Raw genomic sequence first — 18,488 nt, 5'->3', positions numbered from 1 at the left:
TTTACTAAAATTCATTTGTACTTTCATCGGATGTTTTTAATAACTGCCCGATAGCAATCGTATTATCCTTGAGGTTATTTAATTTCTTTAATTCTGTAACCGAAAGCTTATACTTTCTTGCGATGGAATATAAGGTATCTCCTTTCTTAACCACATAGCTCTCAGCAATATTGTTGTTGAGATAAGCATTCAATACTGCTTGTGCTTGTGGCGCGGACGAGTGTTCTCGATCGTAAACAAAGAGTTGATAGCGTTCTATAATACTGATTAATTTGGCAGGATATTTTTTATCTGTAGCATAACCAGCTGCTTTCAGTCCATATGCCCAAGACTTATAATCATCTGGAGCGAAGGTAAATAATTTAGCATATCGCTTACGATGTTTTAAAAACAGAGAATGATCTCTAAAAGAAAGGTTGGCCTCTTCATATTTTCTAAAACATTCTTGAGATAAATCATCATCATGATATACGCGATCTCCCTCCCAATCATGACATTTTATACCAAAATGATTATTGGCTTTTTGTGTAAGCTCTCCATAACCGGCTCCTGATTCCAAAATCCCCTGAGCCAGTGTGATACTTGCCGGAATTCCGTACGCTTTCATTTCATGTTTTGCGATATTGGCGTATTCATAAATATAATTTTGTACACGATCTTTGTAAGAAACCGGAGGTGGAGGTACAGGTTTTACAAGTATAGTCTTTTTAGCTGCTTGTCTTTTCTGCGGAATAATGACTTTTCGCTTGACGGGTATTTCTCTATGAGTAGTAGTTACCGCCTTACGCTTACTACCACAGGCCATTATGAATGCAACACTAAAAATTAGCAAAACAATCTTCTTCATTTTCAACATATTTTAATTTGAGGGCTATTTTTTTGCCTTAATCTATGATTTATTCCGGCTACCCCTTGTATTCCTCCTGTATGAATCGCTAAAATACGAGTATTTCTATTAAAATAATCAGTCTTGATTAAATCAAAAATACCGAACATCATTTTTCCCGTGTAGATAGGATCCAAAGGAATTTGATACGTCTTGTAAAATGTATTTATAAATGTTACCAACTCATCTGTAACTTTTCCATAGCCTCCAAAATGGTACGTATTGATTACTTTGCAATTTTTTTTTGTGGTGTGTGTAAGCAGCATGTTTTCTACAAAATCTCCTTTTAGCGCGGGAAATGCTAAAACCTTTTGGTGTGAGAGTGCAGTTTCAATAATTCCAGCAATAGTACCCCCTGTTCCTACGGAGCAACAAATAACATCATAATCTGCATCAACTGCGGTTAAGATTTCTTTACAGCCTTGAACGGCCAATTCGTTTGTTCCGCCTTCAGGTATGAGATAAAAAGTTCCGAATTGATTCTGAAGTTGTGTTAGTATTTCTTTACTTTCTTTTCCTCTGTAGGAGGTTCTATCTATAAAGTATAACTGCATTCCTTGAGAAACCGCATAACGCAAGGTTTCATTTTGTAACAATGTCTTTTCCAAATTGACTCCTAGCTCCTCTCCACGTATAACCCCCACCGTTTGCATACCTACTAGTTTCCCTGCAGCCGCTGTTGCAGCTATGTGATTACTAAATGCACCTCCAAAGGTTAGAAGTTTTGTGTGGCCTTCTTTCTGGGCAGCTTTGACGTTATATTTTAGTTTTCTGAATTTATTTCCGGAAATATGTTTATGAATTAAATCTTCCCGTTTAACATGTAATGAAATTCCTTTTTCAGCCAAAAGGGTGCTGTTTACAGAATCATTTCTGCTTATAATTTTGTCTTCTAATGTGAAAGAAGGTGTCATCTACCTATATTTTAAAAAACTCCAGAATGTTCTTTTCTTAAGATATTGAAGATTGCTCTCATTGCTGTAAGCCTCTCTTTCAAATGATATATTGCGGTACGCAATTTCTAGATTTTTATATTGTATTATTCTGATCAAATATTCTAATAAATAAACAAAATAAAAGGGAATTACTAAAAGTTCTCCTTGTTGTCGCAAATGTATTCTTTCGTGATTAATAAACGTAGCATCTCTCTTTAAACCCTCATTTTTAACAACAATAAACGGCCATAGGGCTACTCCCACAAAGTGACGTCCTATAAGATATTTGTTAACAATTACCGGCATATCATCGCAAGATACTATTTTTGTATCTATGAACAATTCTAAGAAAAATTTAAAACCTGAAGAAGGTGATTATTATTTGACTCCAGAAGGCTACAGATGCTTTACCGAACAATATCATCTACGCAGAGGGTATTGTTGCGAGAGCGGATGCAGACATTGTCCCTATGGTTACGATAAAAAAACGAATCAATATAAAACAGATAAATGATTTATTTTACTGGTACAATTATTGATGTCATTATATTGAAAACTAATATATTAATTTAAAAGACTACTAGGATTATGAAAGCTTTCTCTCTTTTATCGCTAATCCTTATCATAACATTGAGTTCTTGCTCTACTGTGCGCGTGGCTTCTGACTATGATAAGCAAGCTAACTTTAATAAATACAAAACATTTGCTTTTTTTAAACCAGGTATTGATAAAGCTGAAATAAGTGATCTTGATAAAAAAAGAATTCTTAGAGCTATAGAAGCAGATATGCAGGCTAAAGGTTTTACAAAATCGGAAACACCGGATATGTTGGTGAGCATCTTTACCAAAACAAGAGAAAATGTCAATGTTAATCAGAATAATTTCGGCTGGGGTTGGGGTTATGGTTGGGGATGGCATCCCTGGTATTGGAACATGGGGTATAATAATGTATCCCGAACAACAGAGGGAACGTTATACATTGATTTAATTGATGCCGAACAAAAAGAATTAATCTGGCAAGGTATGGGTACAGCAGCACTTACCAAAGATGTCGACAAAAAACAGGAGCGCATTAACGAGATTGTAAACGCTATTTTAGCCAAGTATCCACCGCAATTATAAGAATCCTTATTGCTTTTAAAATATAACTTGCCCTTCGACTTATGAAGGGCTTTTTTTTTGCGTACATTTAACTCACCAAACGCATTACAAATTTTGCCCTTAACCAAAAATCTTTGACATATGCGAAATTTTATTTTAGGCACTATAGCAGCATTCATACTAGTATTTACATTTTTATACTTTTTCAATCAGATTCAGTCAAACTCCCAAACGTTGGAAGCATCACAACTGATAGCAGATCAAATTAAAAACACAGGTAAATTAGTCGTGAACGAAGGACATTTCTCTGAAGTTATTACCTATAAAAATGCAAAGAAATTTTATCTTGATATCCTTACGATAGAGAAAAAAGCAGTTGTAGTAGTTAATGCAAAAGTTAGTATTTCTTATGATTTACGTCAAATAAATCACAGTATCGACCAGGATACCAAAACCATCGTTTTAAGTGCCATTCCATCACCCGAAATTGATATTAATCCCACTATCAAATATCATCACCTCGAAGAGGATTTCTTAAACCCCTTTACCTCTGAAGATCATAATTTAATTCAAAAACAAGTTAAAAAGCAGCTTTTAGCTTCTATAAAAAAATCTTCAATGCTTCAAAACTCACAAAATAGATTATTGAGCGAACTCAATCAGATTTACATACTCACTAACTCTTTGGGATGGACCTTGAAATATAACAATACCCCCATATCAAATAAAAACTTTAATGAAGCTTTTGAGCTTTAGAAGCCCATAAAATCAGTTTCTTATAGACAATTTGAGCAATGCCAAAAAACAAAATTGTTAAAGTTTTGATTACCAAGTAGTTTAAAACGATAAGAAATAGTTAAATATCAAGATGCAATAGCACATTTTTGTACTTTTATGATCTCAAAATTTGCGATTTCCTAAAACCCTCTTCAAAGGAAATTTATAATAGTCAATGTATGGTCATGAAAATTACTAGATTTAATTCATTTTTTATCTTGCTCCTTAGCGTGATGTTTACCGCATCAGCTCAAGCTCCTTTTGGTAATCCCGGAGAGCAAACTGCTGTCTTCAAGGACAGTACAGCTGCACCATACAGTTATTACGAGTACCTTCCGACTGACTTTATTAATGATAGTGTTAAGAAATATCCGTTATTGATTTTTTTTCATGGAAGTGCCGGTAGAGGAAATGGAAATGATGAATTGGTCAAAATACTTAATCATGGTGTTCCTCCATTAATAGAGAGGGGTCAAGAATTCGAAGCTATTATAATTTCTCCACAATCACCAGATTTTTCTTTTGACGGGACAGCTTCAAAATTGATGTACGATTATATTATGCAGCAGTACCCAATTGATTCTACCCGTGTCTATTTAACCGGATTGAGCTCTGGAGGTAGCAGTACATGGAATGCGTTGGATACTTACGGTGATAAAATCGCTGCCGCTATACCAATTTGCGGAGTGACTCATGTTTCGGATCCATCAGAAAGCCTACTACAAACAGCAATATGGGCACACCATAACATCGATGATAATTTTGTGGATTACCAAGAAACTGTAATCAACGTAGATCGTATTGCTAATACTGGCATCACAGTAATGGATTCTTGTCCATATACAGAAGATGAAATTGAGCCCGAAGTGGATTATACCATGAGTTTTGATCAAACATCAAGGACATGGACCGCTGTAGAACAGGTATCTGTACCAACAGGCACCCTTGGATTCACCTTATACAAAGATGGTGGACATAATGCATGGACAAAGGTCTACGGTAATAGTGTGGTATGGGATTGGCTTTTTTCTCAATCTATAACGACAGATGAAGCAACCGATGGCGAAGATACCGGTGGGGATAATGAGGGTGAAGAAGAAGAAGAAGAAGAAGAAGAAGAAGAAGAAGAAGAAGAAGAAGAAGAGGAAGAAGAAGAGGAAGAAGAGGAAGAAGAAGAGGAAGAAGAAGAGGAAGAAGAGGAAGAAGAGGAAGAAGAGGAAGAAGAAGCTGGCGGTGAGAATCCTGATGGTGATAACCAGGGCGAAGAGGTAGCTGAAGAGATAGACAAAGAAGTTGACAAAACGTTTAACTACTATCCGAACCCATCAAGCGGAATGGTATATTTAAAAAATATTAATGCAGAAAATAGTTGGGTACAAATAATTGAATATACCGGCAAAATATTAGCGGAAGAACCTGTTGCCGATACAGAACAACCCGTCGATTTGACTCCATATGGAGCGGGATTATATTTTCTTAGAATATTTTCTACGACCGACAATACAGAAGATAGAATTCTTAAAATTATAATTAAATAAAACGCCGCCTTCAAATATATCTATTGTTAAACTAAAGGTATTGTTATACGGAGGCTAAAAGTATCCCTGATCAAAGGCAGTTATGTTAATATCACAAATGAGTTTACTCTCCACATAACATTCTGAATAAAATTCTTAAAACGTTTCCATAAAAAAGCATCGAAATTAAATCGATGCTTTTTATTTTATATATGTCCCGTCCTGAAATAAGTTGATACAATTTCAACTTACTGACGGCTTCCTGAAATTAGAACAATCACCTTTGTATTATGCTTTTTCTGTAGTATATAAATGCACATCGCGCTGAGGAAAAGGAAGTGATATACCTTGAGCTTCTAAACGTTTTTTAGCTTCTTCAATAACATAGAAATGTATGTCCCAGAAATCTTCATTTAAAGCCCAGTATCTTAGTGAGAGATTAACTGAACTGTCAGCCAACTCTGACACCACTACCTGTGGCGCAGGATCTTTCATAACTTTTTCGTGCTCAGTAACCAAATTCATCAAAATATCTTTGGCTAGCTTAATGTTACTCTCATAAGAAATTCCAATCGTAATATTATCACGGCGTTTACCTTCTTCAGAATAATTTATAATGTTATCATTTGACAGTTGTCCGTTGGGTATGATAGCCAATTGATTTCCAAAGGTCAACAGCTTTGTCGTAAATATTGTTATTTCTTTAACCGTTCCCGATACGCCTTGAGCCTTAATAAAATCACCTACTCTAAAAGGTTTGAAAAATAAAATTAACACCCCACCGGCAAAATTAGCCAGCGAACCTTGTAGGGCCAAGCCTATCGCTAAACCAGCAGCACCTAAAATTGCCACCAGAGATGATGTTTTTACTCCGAATTGTGTGATCACCAAAATAACCAGCAGAACTTTGAGCCCACCGCTTACCAAATCATAAATGAACTTTTCTAAAGCGAGATCATATTCTTTTCTGTCAAAAAACCTCTTTAACATGCCTGTCAGCACTTTTATAACCCAGAGGCCCACTACTAATATAACCACAGCTGCAATTAAACCGGGAATAAAATCCCAGAGCCATATTACAAACTGATCCCAATTCTCTTCTGTTAGTCCAAATCTTTCCATAAATATCTTTTGTTTAAACAGCACAAATATTACTAATTTTAACATTTTTCACCGTATTCCGCTCGTTTAAATTTTGTTAAAAGATCCCAACAATTTAGTTCTTGACTGATGTCGGTTTTCTTTTTGCAGTAGTTGGCTTTCTTTTCGGTTTATTTTTTACATAAATAAGTTTGGCTTTTCCTTTTGATGTTTCACGCTGTTCAACCTTAAACTCCTTTATCGATTTTATTAAAGGTGTTAATTTCTGAAATCCATAATTACGGGAATCAAAATTGGGTTGTTTCTTTTGTATTAAGCTTCCAACATCACCCAAAAATGCCCAACCGTCATCATCCTCGAGATCAGATATCGTTGCAGCAATCATTCTAATTACCTTCGGAGTAATTACATCCAGATTTTCTTTTTTCTGAGGTCTCTCTTTGGTTCCGTTTGTTTCTTCAGTTCCTGGTTTTTGTTTTAAAATTTCTAAATAAATAAATTTATCACAAGCTACAATGAAGGGGTCCGGAGTTTTCTTTTCCCCAATACCATAAACCTGCATTCCCGCTTCTCGTAGTCGGGTTGCCAAACGTGTGAAATCACTATCACTGGATACTAAGCAAAATCCATTAACCTTCCCAGAATATAAAATATCCATAGCATCAATTATCATAGCTGAATCAGTAGCATTTTTACCGGTAGTATACCCGTATTGCTGGATAGGTGTAATAGCATTCTCGAGTAGTATATTTTTCCATTTGGTAAGATAGGGATTGGTCCAGTCTCCGTAGATACGCTTTATGGTAGGATTACCATATTTTGCAATTTCTTCCATCATCTCTTTGACGTAAAAGGAAGGTATATTATCGCCATCAATTAGAACGGCTAAGTTAACATCTTTCATAAGTTGTAATTATCTGATCGACAAATTACATATAATTATGCGGAAGATTTTAAGCTTTAAGAAAATGCAGGTTAAATTTTAAGATTTCAATCGCTTACAATAATCATTGCAAAGCTTGCTTTCCTTAAACAAAAGGGGTTGAACAATTAAAAAACTAACTACTTGCAACAACTTTAAGTCCCACAATTGATACTATTAAGGTAACAATAAAAAATAATCGCCAAAATGTAGCCGGTTCTTTAAAAATAAAAATGCCTACAAGAACAGTTCCCACCGCACCGATACCAGTCCAGACGGCATAGGCGGTACCTATAGGCAATTCTTGTGTTGCTCTAATTAACAGCAACATACTGGTCGTTAAACATACTAAAAAGCCTATATACCAGTAGGTTGCTGTAATTCCATTGACTTCTTTTGCTCTTCCCAGACAAAACGCAAAAGCTACCTCAAACAATCCAGCGATTATTAATAGTATCCAACTCATAAGCTATAAATCTGCTATAAACTTATGAGTATAAAACGAGTAATGGAAGCTAGTCTCTAAATTTATTTTTTTCCTTCTATTTTAATATTAAAATGCCAAGGATGTTCGCCCCAGCGAGACCATTCTTCTAAACTTGTTCCCTCACTTATTTTGGACTGACCAGAAAAGCCATTTGTATAACAAAAACCAACCCCTTGCTCAGAATTATTACCGGGAGAGGAGGTGGTCACGCCTAATTTATCGCCATCGATTATGTACCATGTAAAATTATATTGCATGTTTGCCTCCAAAAATATTTGTTGGTCAGAAAGATCAAATGTAAACCAACCTAATGGTGTAGTATTTGATCTAGTTTTGGTAGCAGATGCCAATTCAACACCATTGGGATATCTTATCTGTAATTTAATTGAGACCTCTCCGTTAAAGGGACCAGTTTCCGGATTATCATATCTAAGTGGACGGTCAAAATATGCGCTAAAGGTCGATAAAGATAAATCTTCATCCATAATAACACTTTGACCAGTTCCCACATTACGATCATAAGGTTCTAAATTAGGTACTCCTGTTCTATTATCTCCTCCCAACCATTTCCAGGCATTTGTTGTTTCGCAAGCCTCGCTTGTAGGAATACTTGTGTTTTCTATTACTACGGTATATCGTTTTTGATCTCCATTCTCAGCAGTTACTAAAAATTCCACAGGATTTGTAAAATTCACTATTTCTGTTGGGTTAGGAACAATAGTGGCTCTATCAGAAAAGACAAGGTTCACTTGAAGATTATTAAGATCAACAGATTCGGGCACTCTTTTTTCTATTGTATTGGTAGTCTCATCTATTCTTGCTCTACTTGTGAACTGACCATTTTGAAATTCAAATACTGAGATTGAGTTTTGATTGCTAAGTTGTCTAACAATATCAACTACATACTTTTTTTGGCTACCGTCCTCAGCAGTTACAATAAACTCTACAGGTTCAGTCAAATCAGTTATAGATTCAGGATTGGGAGAAATTGCACTCTTACTAGAAGTAGTAACTCTTAAAGTAAGCTCTGTAAGTACTATTTCACTTTCTACAAAACCTTGAATACTATTTTCTCCAATTTCAAAATCCTTTGTAAAACTATCTTTTTGAATTTGAAAAGTAAGAATAGAATTCTCATTACTAATTTCTTCTTCAGACTCGCATGAGACTTGAAGCATCCCTAAGGATAATAATAAAAATAAAGTGATTTTATTCATAAATCTGATTCTAATGTGTTTTAAACTTTACGTTTGAGAATTTCTAAATAAAGACTTATCCTTTGTATATTTTAGCAACATAGTGCTTTGCTGCTGCTTCAGATTCGAAAACACGTACTTCCAAGTTTTTGAATTTACAGGTGGTTCCATCATACGGATCACCAACCATACTTCCTTGAGACATTTGAAACTCAGTTCCGGTAACGTTAGGCAATAATTTGTGAACGCCATGAACAACTTCCCAAACATTTGCACCTTCTCTATGACCCATTCCTTGCATATAAGGCCAAGCGTCTGCTTCGAACTGTCCCCTTTGCACTGCCCATAAATAAGGGTGTCTGGTAATTGAATCTTCGACAACTTTCTCTGTAGTAAGGTTTCCGATAAATAGAATAAACTTGTCACTATAATCGCCCACGAACTCTATAAATTGATTTATGCTAGGGCTAAAGTCCCCTTCATTTGCCGTCACATAAAAGATATTGGCTTCATTTTCGTTTGGATAAATCCCAGTTTCCCCATCAAATCTCCAAAATTGACCATTATTATCTCCATTAGGATTTTTCAGCAAGTTCCCTGTAAATGTGCTTATCTCATAGCTTTTAGCAGACCCGTCTTCAGCAGTTACTGTATAATTCACTATATTGTTAAGATCTATAGCTACATCTACATTAGGAGAAATAGATGCATTTTCCGAAATACTTACTTCAGGACGTAAATTAAGGAGGTCGAAGTCGGGTGCGATTTCTAGCAAAATCGTAGAAGATTCATCATCAATAAATCCGTTAATATATTGATCTTTTATTTTGACTTTAAATTCGGTAATTGAATTTTCATTGCTAAGTATTACTTCATTATCTATGTCCTCTAGGCTATCACTACTATCAGAATTATCACTGCTGCAAGAAACTAAAGAAATGACTGTTATTATAAAAATAGCTAAAGAATAAATTTGTTTCATAAAATAAAGGTTATGATTAGTAATTAAAAATATAAGTTAATCTTTGAAAAGCTCCGGGTATATAAAGCTTTCGGTTTCTAATAATTTTAGAATCGAATAAACGTAATGTGTACAGGTGATAAGGTTTTGAGTTGTAGCAAATCTACAAAGATTGTAAACAATTATAAAATTTTATTAAATTTATAATTGAATTTGTTAAAATTTTCCTGCATTTTAAAGTCTATAAATCTTTGAATTCTAATTCAATCAACTATAGAAATTTGATGTGATTTGGAACGAAGTGCCCCAATGGTTGTGACAGCTGAGCTGCTAATTTAAGTTCTATTTTATTTTGTTCGACCTTTCTTCTTGTATTATATTTTGATATAATTCTCAGGGTCAAAATTTATATCATAAACTCGGCTATAGCCATTGCTATAAACATTAATAGCTTTTTCTATTGCTTCTAAGGATTTATATTTCTTGTCGTTTTCGATTACACTTCTTCGGCTGGTAAAATACAAGGTATGTGTTCTAAAATCGTAGTAAGGGCAATAATCCATTGCCAATGAGTTGATTTCATTTCCCAAGTTTATTGAACTCCCCCACTTTTTATTTTTATCCCTATAACTTATATATAAATCTCCGCTACCCATCCCATCCTTTCTTTGATATGCCGTAAAGATCATAAAATCTTCTTTCGGAGAAACATAGGCGTTAAATTCATATCCTTCTGTATTAATTTTTTCAAGCGAGATGGGTGCTTTGAATTCTCCTTCCTGTAATTGACTATAAAAGATATCATCTTTTCCTTTTGTCCCGGTTCGGGTACTGGTAAAATAAATAGAGCCATCCGCTACTATAGAGGGATAAAATTCATCGGCTTTGGTATTGACTGGTGTTCCTAAATTTATCGGATCACTCCATGATGAAGCAAGATCATCTCTTTGGACATACCAGATATCAAAATCTTTACTTTTGCTTTTAATACTATCGAGAGGTCTGTTTGAAGCAAAATATAATTTTAAACCATCACCACTCAAAAATGGTTCAAGATCCATAAATTGTCCGGAAAACCGAACTAATTGTGGATTACTCCAACCCGATGCGTCCGTTTTTTGAACTCTTACGATATAAGAAACCTCACCTAAAGGACTCTGAATTGTACAATACCCTTCTAGTCCTGATGTAGATACTGTAAAATCTCTAATATTCGTGAAATTTGTTAATGATTCTAATGTCGAATTAGCTGTTTCACCTTTTTGACTCCAGCATGGTAAGCTTAGGAGAAGACATACATAAATTAAAACTCTACTCATAAACTGTTGTTTTCTGGTCGTTATTAAATACAATTATTTTGTGTAGTATGTTGCCATAGTATTACTGTAGGAAATCTTAGGATCTTTTGATAATCTGACAGCAAATTTGACAGTTTTCTTTTACAGCAGGATTCTTCTAGATATAGTACATTGATTAACACCCGCATGAGTTGTCCTACAATCTACTTTTCGCGTTTTATTACAAACTCACTATCAGCTACTAAATATCACTTAGCGCTCCTCTTTTTAACCAAATAATTCCATACGCAAAGCACCACCATCATCGCCCAAATAAGACGATAGGTCCATAGGTTGATAGCAAATCCAAAAATTTCATAGCTTGATTCAGTTTTAATAAAGGTATAGATCAGATTTAGAAGTGCTAAACCTGCTATGATCAAAATGTAGGTGTATCTCATGGTGTGTCCTTAAGTGTAATGATATGGCAAGATACATTACTTGGGTGAAGGAAGAAAGTAAAAATATCGTGATTCAAGATTGTGAGGATGAAGTAGCACCTTAAAAGTTAATTTTTTAATTTATCCTCATTCCATTCTATAAAATCGCAATTATTCTAAAAACAGAAAATCTAAATGAAACTTTGTAAGTATACTAATTAATTTTAGTTAGTGTATTCTACGCCTGGGGAAACAAGACAAAAACCAAAACAAAGAATAAGATTCAGATAAAAAACACTTCCAACCTTTAAAAATCTATACTCAACACGAGCTGCTTAGTAATTGGAGGCATTCCATTCATAATAATTCGAATTCGTATTAAGTGAAAACCCGGCACGCGGATATAAGGCATTTCCTATGGCATTAGACTTTTCAGTTTCCAAAAACATACCACACGCATTTGTCTCCACCACCAACTTTTTAGCTCGGTTGATTAATTGTATTGAAAGGCCTTGCCCTCTATATTTTTTATCCACAAAGAGATCGTTAAGTAACCATAATTTCTGCATACGCGTAGATGAAAACAGTGGATAGAGTTGTGTAAAACCTGCCAATATACCATCGGCCGTCTCGCAAACCAATATTTCTGAATCGTTTTGAGTAATTCGCTCTTTTAAAAAATTCTGTGCGGCCTCTGGATCAGATTTTTTCTTATAAAAAACTCGATACGCATCAAATAATATTGAGAGTGGGATTATATCGTCTGGAGTGGCTTTTCGTGTATTCATATAAGTGTTTATAAGTTGTATTTTAGTATTTATGATTAGTCCTGATTCCCAGGTATATATTTTTTTCTAGTTCCTGCGGACTTAAATTTTTTGTGAGTTTTTTATGCTAGCAGGAAAAACTTCAATAGTAGCGATCCACTTAGACAGGGTTTCTTTATCTATGATATGAGGTTTTGTAAATTTACCTATTAGATAATTGAGGGATGTGGCATGAAGTAGATGCAACTTTCAGTGACTAAAAAATTCAATCCTAAATATACGGTATTTCTTAAATTCTCATGTGTTCACCTTTAAAATACATCCCTCTAAATCTCCCTTCAAAGGGAGACTTTTGTACTCCTTCCTTCCTTTGAAGACGACATAGCGAGAGCTATGGGCGAGTTGAAGCTCAGGATAAGGAATAGATGTTTTTTTGATATTAAACTTGAAACGAAAATTTGTGGTGCCTCGATAAAGAATCTGGAGCTCATCTTTGATTATAAAATCATGTGCGGAAGGAAAATAAAAACATCCATTAATAAAAGCATCTACTTTTCCTAACGGATGTCTCTTGTTTTAAAACTAAGTACTATACCAACTTAATAGTTCAACAATAGTTCGATTTTTGCTTTCACTTTAGCTGCCGAGGGTATCATTGTTTGTTCAAGTGTACTATTTAATGGTATAGCAGGCATATTCTCTGATCCGATGGTCATAACAGGAGCATCCAGATACTTAAAACATTCTTCTTGAATTTTTCCTGCCAGCGCGCGTGCAAATGAGTTGTTACTTGGTTCTTCGGTTACGACAAGACATTTTTTAGTTTTCTTTACCGATTCCATAACCGTAGCTTCATCCAACGGATATAAAGTTCGCAAGTCAACAATCTCTACCTTTGCCTTCATATCTTTAGTCGCTTGCAAGGCCCAATGCACGCCCATACCATAAGTAATCACACTCAAGGTTTCCTCTTCATCTTGCGGCCATATTTGTTGCACGACCTTGGCTTTTCCAAAGGGTAACACATAATCCTCTGACGGTTCGATAGTCCGCGCAGCTTCTGTTCCTTTTACTTTGGACCAGTACAAGCCTTTATGTTCCAAAATCACCACCGGGTTAGGATCATAATACGCTGCTTTCATTAAACCTTTGAGATCTGCACCATTACTTGGATACGCAATTTTAAGTCCGCGTATATTGGTTATTACAGATTCCACCGAAGAAGAGTGATACGGTCCTCCACTACCATACGCTCCAATTGGTACACGTAGAATCATAGATACCGGCCACTTACCGTTAGACAAATAGCAAGAACGACTTACCTCGGTAAACAATTGATTCAGTCCGGGCCAAATATAATCGGCAAATTGTACCTCAACAATCGGTTTTAATCCAACCGCCGACATACCCACTGTAGAACCTACAATAAAAGCTTCTTGTATTGGGGTGTTAAAGACGCGCTCATCACCAAACTTTTCAGCCAAGGTTGCTGCCTCTCTAAAAACACCACCCAATCGACCACCTACATCTTGTCCATATAATAAACATTCCTTGTGTTTACGCATAAGTTCTTCGACCGCAAATAACGCACAATCTACCATTACCACTTCTTCTTTGCCTTCGGGTGAACGCTCCCCTTGTTCTTCGGTAATTGGAGTGGGCGCAAAATCGTGTGTAAATAAATCTTCGGGAGTAGGATCTTCGGCTTTCATTGCCTCTTCAAGATCCTTAGCCACTAATTTTTTTGTGTCTTTTTCAATAGTTGCGATTTCTTTTTCGCTAACACCACTATTCAATAATTGTTGGCGTAACACAGGATAAGGATCGCGGCTACGTGCTTCTTCCAAATCATCTCGATACCATTCCATACGTACTCCCGAGGTATGGTGGTTAAGCAATGGGACCTTGGCATGTAACAGTACCGGCCTGCGTTCTTCGCGTATGATACGAATCGCTTCTTCAACGGCAAGGTAACTCTCTGTAAAATTTGCACCGTCGATTGTCATAGCTTCGAGTCCATGAAATCCTTTGGCGTAATCAAACGCACTTTGCGCTCGGGTTTCGGCTTCATTTGCCGAAATATCCCAACCGTTATCTTGTACCAGATACAAAATAGGTAGTTGCTTTAAGGCTGCCATCTGAAAAGCTTCTGCGATCTCACCCTCGGTCACCGATGCATCTCCTAACGAACATACGGCCAGCGGTGCTTTTGATTGCTCCTTCTTATCAGAATCATCATTGATGTCAAGTAATTCTTTGTACTGCATTCCTAAAGCAACACCCGTTGCCGGAATTGCCTGCATCCCTGTAGCAGAAGATTGATGCGGAATTTTTGGTTTATCGATATCACGTAAACTGGGATGTGAATAATACGTTCGCCCACCCGAGAACGGATCCTCTTTTTTTGCCAATAACTGCAACATTAAATCATACGGACGCATACCAATCCCCAGTAACATAGCATCATCACGATAGTACGGAAATGCATAATCCTGCGGTAATAACTGCATGGCCGTTGCCAGTTGTATAGCTTCATGTCCGCGAGAAGTGGCGTGTACATATTTGGACACCACTTTAAAATTATCCTCATACAACTCGGTCATGCTTTTGGCCGTACACATTTTGGTAAAGGCTTCTTTTAAAACTTCTTTGGCAATTGTTTTTTCAGCTAACATATTTTTATTTTTTAAAACGCAATTCGTTTTTAAACATTTCTTTTAGGAGCAACCCCAAGGGGTCGGGCTATTCGCTATATCTTTTATTTTCCGCCTGACGGTCAAATAAAAGGATGCCACTTCTATCCCTTGCTCGATAACATCAACTTAACCTCTTTAATTATGCACTTTCAACAGTAAGGTCTACAGGCACCATCCAACCAAATTTATCTTCTGTAGCCTGAGTTTTTATGGCATCAATCGTGCTTTTCACATCTATGCTCACAGGATTAGTCGTCGGCAATGTGATTATTTCCTCCTGATAGCCGATAGCTTCAATCATGGCGATAGCTACAGCCGTACCTGTTCCAAATGCTTCTTCTAATTTTCCTTCACTGGAAGCTAACATAATTTCGTCGATAGTTATCGGTCGTTCCGTTACCTCAAATCCTTTGTCTCGCAATAAAGTAATGGCACTATCACGTGTAATTCCTTTTAGAATAGAACCGTCAGTTTCTGGAGTTATAAATTTTCCATCAATCTTAAAAAAGATATTCATGGTTCCTACCTCCTGTATGTATTTATGCTCATTAGCATCCAACCATAATACTTGATCAAATCCTTTAGCTTTTGCTTTTTCGGTCGGTAAGATCGCAGCTGCATAATTTCCCGCAGCTTTTGCTTCTCCTGTTCCGCCAGCAGCTGCACGGATATAATCGGTCTCTGCATACAACCGGATTTTTTTGGTAAAAAACGGACCGGCAGGAGAACAAATCACTATAAATTTATAACTCGTAGCGGCGCGCATTCCAATAAAAGGTTCGTCGGCATACATAAAAGGGCGTAAATACAAGGCACTACCATCTTGCGGCGGAATCCATTGATGCTCAACAGCGACCAATTGTTTCACCGCTTCTACAAATAAGTCGGTAGGTACTGCGGGCATTCCTAAGCGAGCTGCACTGAAATTAAAACGCTTGGCATTTTCCTCAGGCCTAAACAATAGGGGAATATTATTTTTACCAACTGTGGCTTTCATTCCCTCAAAAATAGCTTGACCATAATGCAAGGCCATCGCTGCCGGGTGTGTAGGTATCATAGCTAATGGCTCTATTCTGGGATTGTTCCACTTTCCATCAGCATACTCGCAGATAAACATATGATCGGTAAAAGTTTGCCCTAACGGTATGTTATTAAAGTCAATCTCTGCTAATCCAGACGTTGAAGTTTTTGTAATTTCAATGGTATGTGTCTTATCGCTACTCATGGTTTCTTGTATTTATATGAGGGTATTTTGATATATTATTATTTAACTTTCTTGACGCTTCAAGCCACTTAACTTCGATAGTCAGGTTGCGTATTTGATTTATTTGTCTTTCCCCGATTCTCAGGTCGAGCCTTTTGTCTGGGCTCAAGACAGGCTCTGTCGTTAATTCCAATTGTCAGGTCTCGACTCCGCTCGACCTAACAAACCTCAATTTGACAAATTGAAGAGAGATTTAAATCTCTCGGTTGGGATCAAATGCTTCTAGTTCATCTCCAATCTTACGTAAAAATGAACCTCCCAGAAAACCATCAACTACACGATGGTCAAACGATAAGGACAAGTACATCATACTGCGTATTGCAATCTCATCTCCTTTATCCGTGGTGATAACCTCGGGACGTTTTTTAATAATTCCCAAGGCAAGAATAGCAACCTCAGGTTGATTGATAATTGGCGTACCCATCAAACTTCCAAAAGTCCCCACATTAGATATGGTGAAGGTACTTCCTTGCACCTCATCGGGTTTTAAACTATTATTACGGGCATTGGTAGCCAAATGATTCACGTTCTTGGCTAGGCCTAACAAATTTTTCTCATCTGCATTACGCACCACTGGAACGATAAGATTTCCGCTAGGTAGCGCTGTTGCCATACCGATATGTACGTCCTTATGCACTATGATTTTCTTATCATCTACCGATACATTAATCATCGGGTAAGCAAGTATAGCTTTGGATACCGCCTCAACAAACAAAGGTGTAAAAGTCAATTTCTCCCCATACTTTTCTTTAAAATCGTTCTTGACAGCATTTCGCCAGTTTACCATATTGGTTACATCAACCTCGATGTAACTGGTAACATGCGGAGAGGTATGTTTTGAATACACCATATGATCGGCAATCATCTTACGCATACGATCCATCTCTACAATGCGATCTTTACTTTCATCAAAAGCGATGGGAGGTGCCTTATAGGTTGATACAGGAGATTGTTGTGCTACTGCGGTTGGTCTATTGGGCAAAGGATGCTTTCTGTTTTTAAGGTAGTGCATCACATCACTCTTTCTAATTCTCCCATCGGTACCTGTTCCCTTTATTGCCTGGACTTCTTGTAAAGACAAGTTTTCTTTTTGTGCTATGCTGAGTACTAAAGGAGATAAAAAGGCGTCAGGGTTAGAAGTAAGTGACGAAAAATCGCTTACCGCTGGCTGCGCAGGATCAGCAATAACTGCCGGCTCTGGTTTAACAGCTTTTTTCTCTGATTTGGTAGCTGTCTCTTTTTTTGGTTTGGCATTCTTTGATGTTGCCGAAGCATCTCCATCAATAATAGCAATTACTGTACCGACCTCAACAACCTCATTGGCTTCAAAAAGAATTTCGCTAAGTACACCAGAACTGGGAGCAGGAACTTCTGTATCTACTTTGTCGGTAGCTACTTCTAAGATCGTCTCTTCTGCCTCTACAACATCACCCACATTTTTAAGCCAATTGATAATAGTGGCCTCAGAAATACTTTCACCCATTTTGGGCATTTTTAATTCAATTTTTGACATCTTATTTGAAATTCTGCTATTTATGTAAAAATAACAAACAATCCACATTTGTCTTTAATTACGCCTTTAAATTTAGCTGCAAGCAGTCGTTTATTCTTTATATTTGTTTTTTACATTTTATTTTTCTTTTTAAGCGTTTGAATACGCTATGAACCCAAATAATCATCCCATGAAGCTTGATGCAATCGACATAAAAATCTTAGAATTACTTCAGGAAAATAGTAATCGTACAACCAAAAGCTTAGCAGAGGAACTAAAAATGACAACGACCCCGGTATTCGAACGGATCAAAAAATTAGAAAAAGAAGGCTATATAGATAAATATGCTGCCCTGCTGAATGAGAAGAAAGTAGGTTTTAAGCAAACCGTTTTTATCGGTATTACTTTGCAAGGACATACACGTAGCTATCTTGAAAAGTTTGTAAAGCAGATTAATGACTTCCCTGAAGTTGTAGAATGTTATCGGGTTACAGGAAATTTTGATTATCTCCTAAAATTGGTCGTAGAAGATGTAGAAGCCTATGAACAGTTTATTATTACAAAACTGACCTTGCTTCCCTATCTGGGGAGTGTACAAAGCTATGTCGCACTATCTAAAGGAAAACAGACAACGCAACTAAATCTTAAAAATTTACTTCCGTAGCTATT

18 protein-coding genes are annotated in these 18,488 nt (G+C 36.4%); 5 read left to right on the top strand and 13 right to left on the bottom strand.

Annotation, left to right across the window (positions count from 1 at the left end):
* Nucleotides 1–4: 4 nt before the first annotated feature.
* A complete protein-coding gene (locus ACJRPK_RS05280) occupies nt 5–847 on the bottom strand; it encodes a glucosaminidase domain-containing protein (protein ID WP_407138777.1) in 843 nt (280 codons plus the stop codon).
* Between the two features lie 2 nt (nt 848–849).
* Nucleotides 850–1,800 carry a 1-aminocyclopropane-1-carboxylate deaminase/D-cysteine desulfhydrase gene (locus tag ACJRPK_RS05275; RefSeq protein ID WP_407138775.1) on the bottom strand — a complete coding sequence of 317 codons (951 nt, stop codon included), beginning with the start codon at nt 1,798–1,800 and terminating at the stop codon, nt 850–852.
* Nucleotides 1,801–2,155: 355 nt separating this feature from the next.
* On the opposite strand from ACJRPK_RS05275, the gene ACJRPK_RS05270 reads away from it, so the two are divergent.
* From ACJRPK_RS05270 to ACJRPK_RS05255, 4 genes are all read left to right on the top strand, one after another.
* On the top strand, nt 2,156–2,335 hold the full coding sequence (locus tag ACJRPK_RS05270; protein ID WP_407138773.1) for a DUF5522 domain-containing protein: 180 nt from the start codon (nt 2,156–2,158) through the stop codon (nt 2,333–2,335).
* 74 nt (nt 2,336–2,409) lie between these two features.
* Complete coding sequence (locus ACJRPK_RS05265; RefSeq protein ID WP_407138772.1) at nt 2,410–2,943, top strand: DUF4136 domain-containing protein; 534 nt, start codon at nt 2,410–2,412, stop codon at nt 2,941–2,943.
* 120 nt (nt 2,944–3,063) lie between these two features.
* Nucleotides 3,064–3,678 carry a DUF4230 domain-containing protein gene (locus ACJRPK_RS05260; RefSeq protein ID WP_407138770.1) on the top strand — a complete coding sequence of 205 codons (615 nt, stop codon included), beginning with the start codon at nt 3,064–3,066 and terminating at the stop codon, nt 3,676–3,678.
* 206 nt (nt 3,679–3,884) lie between these two features.
* Nucleotides 3,885–5,237 carry a T9SS type A sorting domain-containing protein gene (locus ACJRPK_RS05255; RefSeq protein WP_407138768.1) on the top strand — a complete coding sequence of 451 codons (1,353 nt, stop codon included), beginning with the start codon at nt 3,885–3,887 and terminating at the stop codon, nt 5,235–5,237.
* A gap of 267 nt (nt 5,238–5,504) precedes the next feature.
* Here ACJRPK_RS05255 and ACJRPK_RS05250 read toward each other — a convergent pair whose 3' ends face one another.
* The 11 genes from ACJRPK_RS05250 to ACJRPK_RS05200 form a co-directional block, all read right to left on the bottom strand.
* Complete coding sequence (locus tag ACJRPK_RS05250) at nt 5,505–6,338, bottom strand: mechanosensitive ion channel family protein (RefSeq protein ID WP_407138766.1); 834 nt, start codon at nt 6,336–6,338, stop codon at nt 5,505–5,507.
* Between the two features lie 94 nt (nt 6,339–6,432).
* On the bottom strand, nt 6,433–7,221 hold the full coding sequence (locus tag ACJRPK_RS05245) for an NYN domain-containing protein (RefSeq protein ID WP_407138764.1): 789 nt from the start codon (nt 7,219–7,221) through the stop codon (nt 6,433–6,435).
* Between the two features lie 154 nt (nt 7,222–7,375).
* Nucleotides 7,376–7,705 (bottom strand): DMT family transporter, encoded by a 330-nt coding sequence (locus ACJRPK_RS05240; RefSeq protein ID WP_407138762.1) that lies wholly within the window; start codon nt 7,703–7,705, stop codon nt 7,376–7,378.
* A 62-nt stretch (nt 7,706–7,767) separates the two neighbouring features.
* Nucleotides 7,768–8,943: a hypothetical protein gene (locus ACJRPK_RS05235; RefSeq protein WP_407138760.1), complete on the bottom strand. Its 1,176-nt coding sequence runs from the start codon at nt 8,941–8,943 to the stop codon at nt 7,768–7,770.
* 55 nt (nt 8,944–8,998) lie between these two features.
* Nucleotides 8,999–9,904 carry a DUF5018 domain-containing protein gene (locus ACJRPK_RS05230; protein ID WP_407138758.1) on the bottom strand — a complete coding sequence of 302 codons (906 nt, stop codon included), beginning with the start codon at nt 9,902–9,904 and terminating at the stop codon, nt 8,999–9,001.
* Nucleotides 9,905–10,257: 353 nt separating this feature from the next.
* On the bottom strand, nt 10,258–11,202 hold the full coding sequence (locus ACJRPK_RS05225; RefSeq protein WP_407138756.1) for a hypothetical protein: 945 nt from the start codon (nt 11,200–11,202) through the stop codon (nt 10,258–10,260).
* A gap of 227 nt (nt 11,203–11,429) precedes the next feature.
* Nucleotides 11,430–11,621, bottom strand: coding sequence for a hypothetical protein (locus ACJRPK_RS05220; RefSeq protein ID WP_407138755.1), 192 nt, complete (start codon nt 11,619–11,621; stop codon nt 11,430–11,432).
* A 314-nt stretch (nt 11,622–11,935) separates the two neighbouring features.
* A complete protein-coding gene (locus ACJRPK_RS05215) occupies nt 11,936–12,388 on the bottom strand; it encodes a GNAT family N-acetyltransferase (protein WP_407138753.1) in 453 nt (150 codons plus the stop codon).
* Nucleotides 12,389–12,966: 578 nt separating this feature from the next.
* The gene (locus ACJRPK_RS05210) at nt 12,967–15,042 is read right to left on the bottom strand and encodes a thiamine pyrophosphate-dependent enzyme (protein ID WP_407138751.1); all 2,076 of its coding nucleotides are present in this window, start codon (nt 15,040–15,042) and stop codon (nt 12,967–12,969) included.
* 160 nt (nt 15,043–15,202) lie between these two features.
* Entirely contained in the window at nt 15,203–16,288 is a 1,086-nt protein-coding gene (locus tag ACJRPK_RS05205; RefSeq protein ID WP_407138750.1) for a branched-chain amino acid aminotransferase, read from the bottom strand.
* A gap of 232 nt (nt 16,289–16,520) precedes the next feature.
* A complete protein-coding gene (locus ACJRPK_RS05200) occupies nt 16,521–17,840 on the bottom strand; it encodes a dihydrolipoamide acetyltransferase family protein (RefSeq protein ID WP_407138748.1) in 1,320 nt (439 codons plus the stop codon).
* Between the two features lie 169 nt (nt 17,841–18,009).
* Here ACJRPK_RS05200 and ACJRPK_RS05195 point away from each other — a divergent pair, with 169 nt between their 5' ends.
* The gene (locus tag ACJRPK_RS05195; protein ID WP_407138746.1) at nt 18,010–18,483 is read left to right on the top strand and encodes an Lrp/AsnC family transcriptional regulator; all 474 of its coding nucleotides are present in this window, start codon (nt 18,010–18,012) and stop codon (nt 18,481–18,483) included.
* Nucleotides 18,484–18,488 lie beyond the last annotated feature (5 nt).

The sequence above is a fragment of the Aquimarina sp. 2-A2 genome (assembly GCF_045505135.1).
Taxonomy (GTDB): Bacteria; Bacteroidota; Bacteroidia; order Flavobacteriales; family Flavobacteriaceae; genus Aquimarina; species Aquimarina intermedia.
The sequence above is the reverse complement of the archived record's forward strand: the minus strand, read 5'-3'. Positions and strand labels throughout refer to the sequence as shown.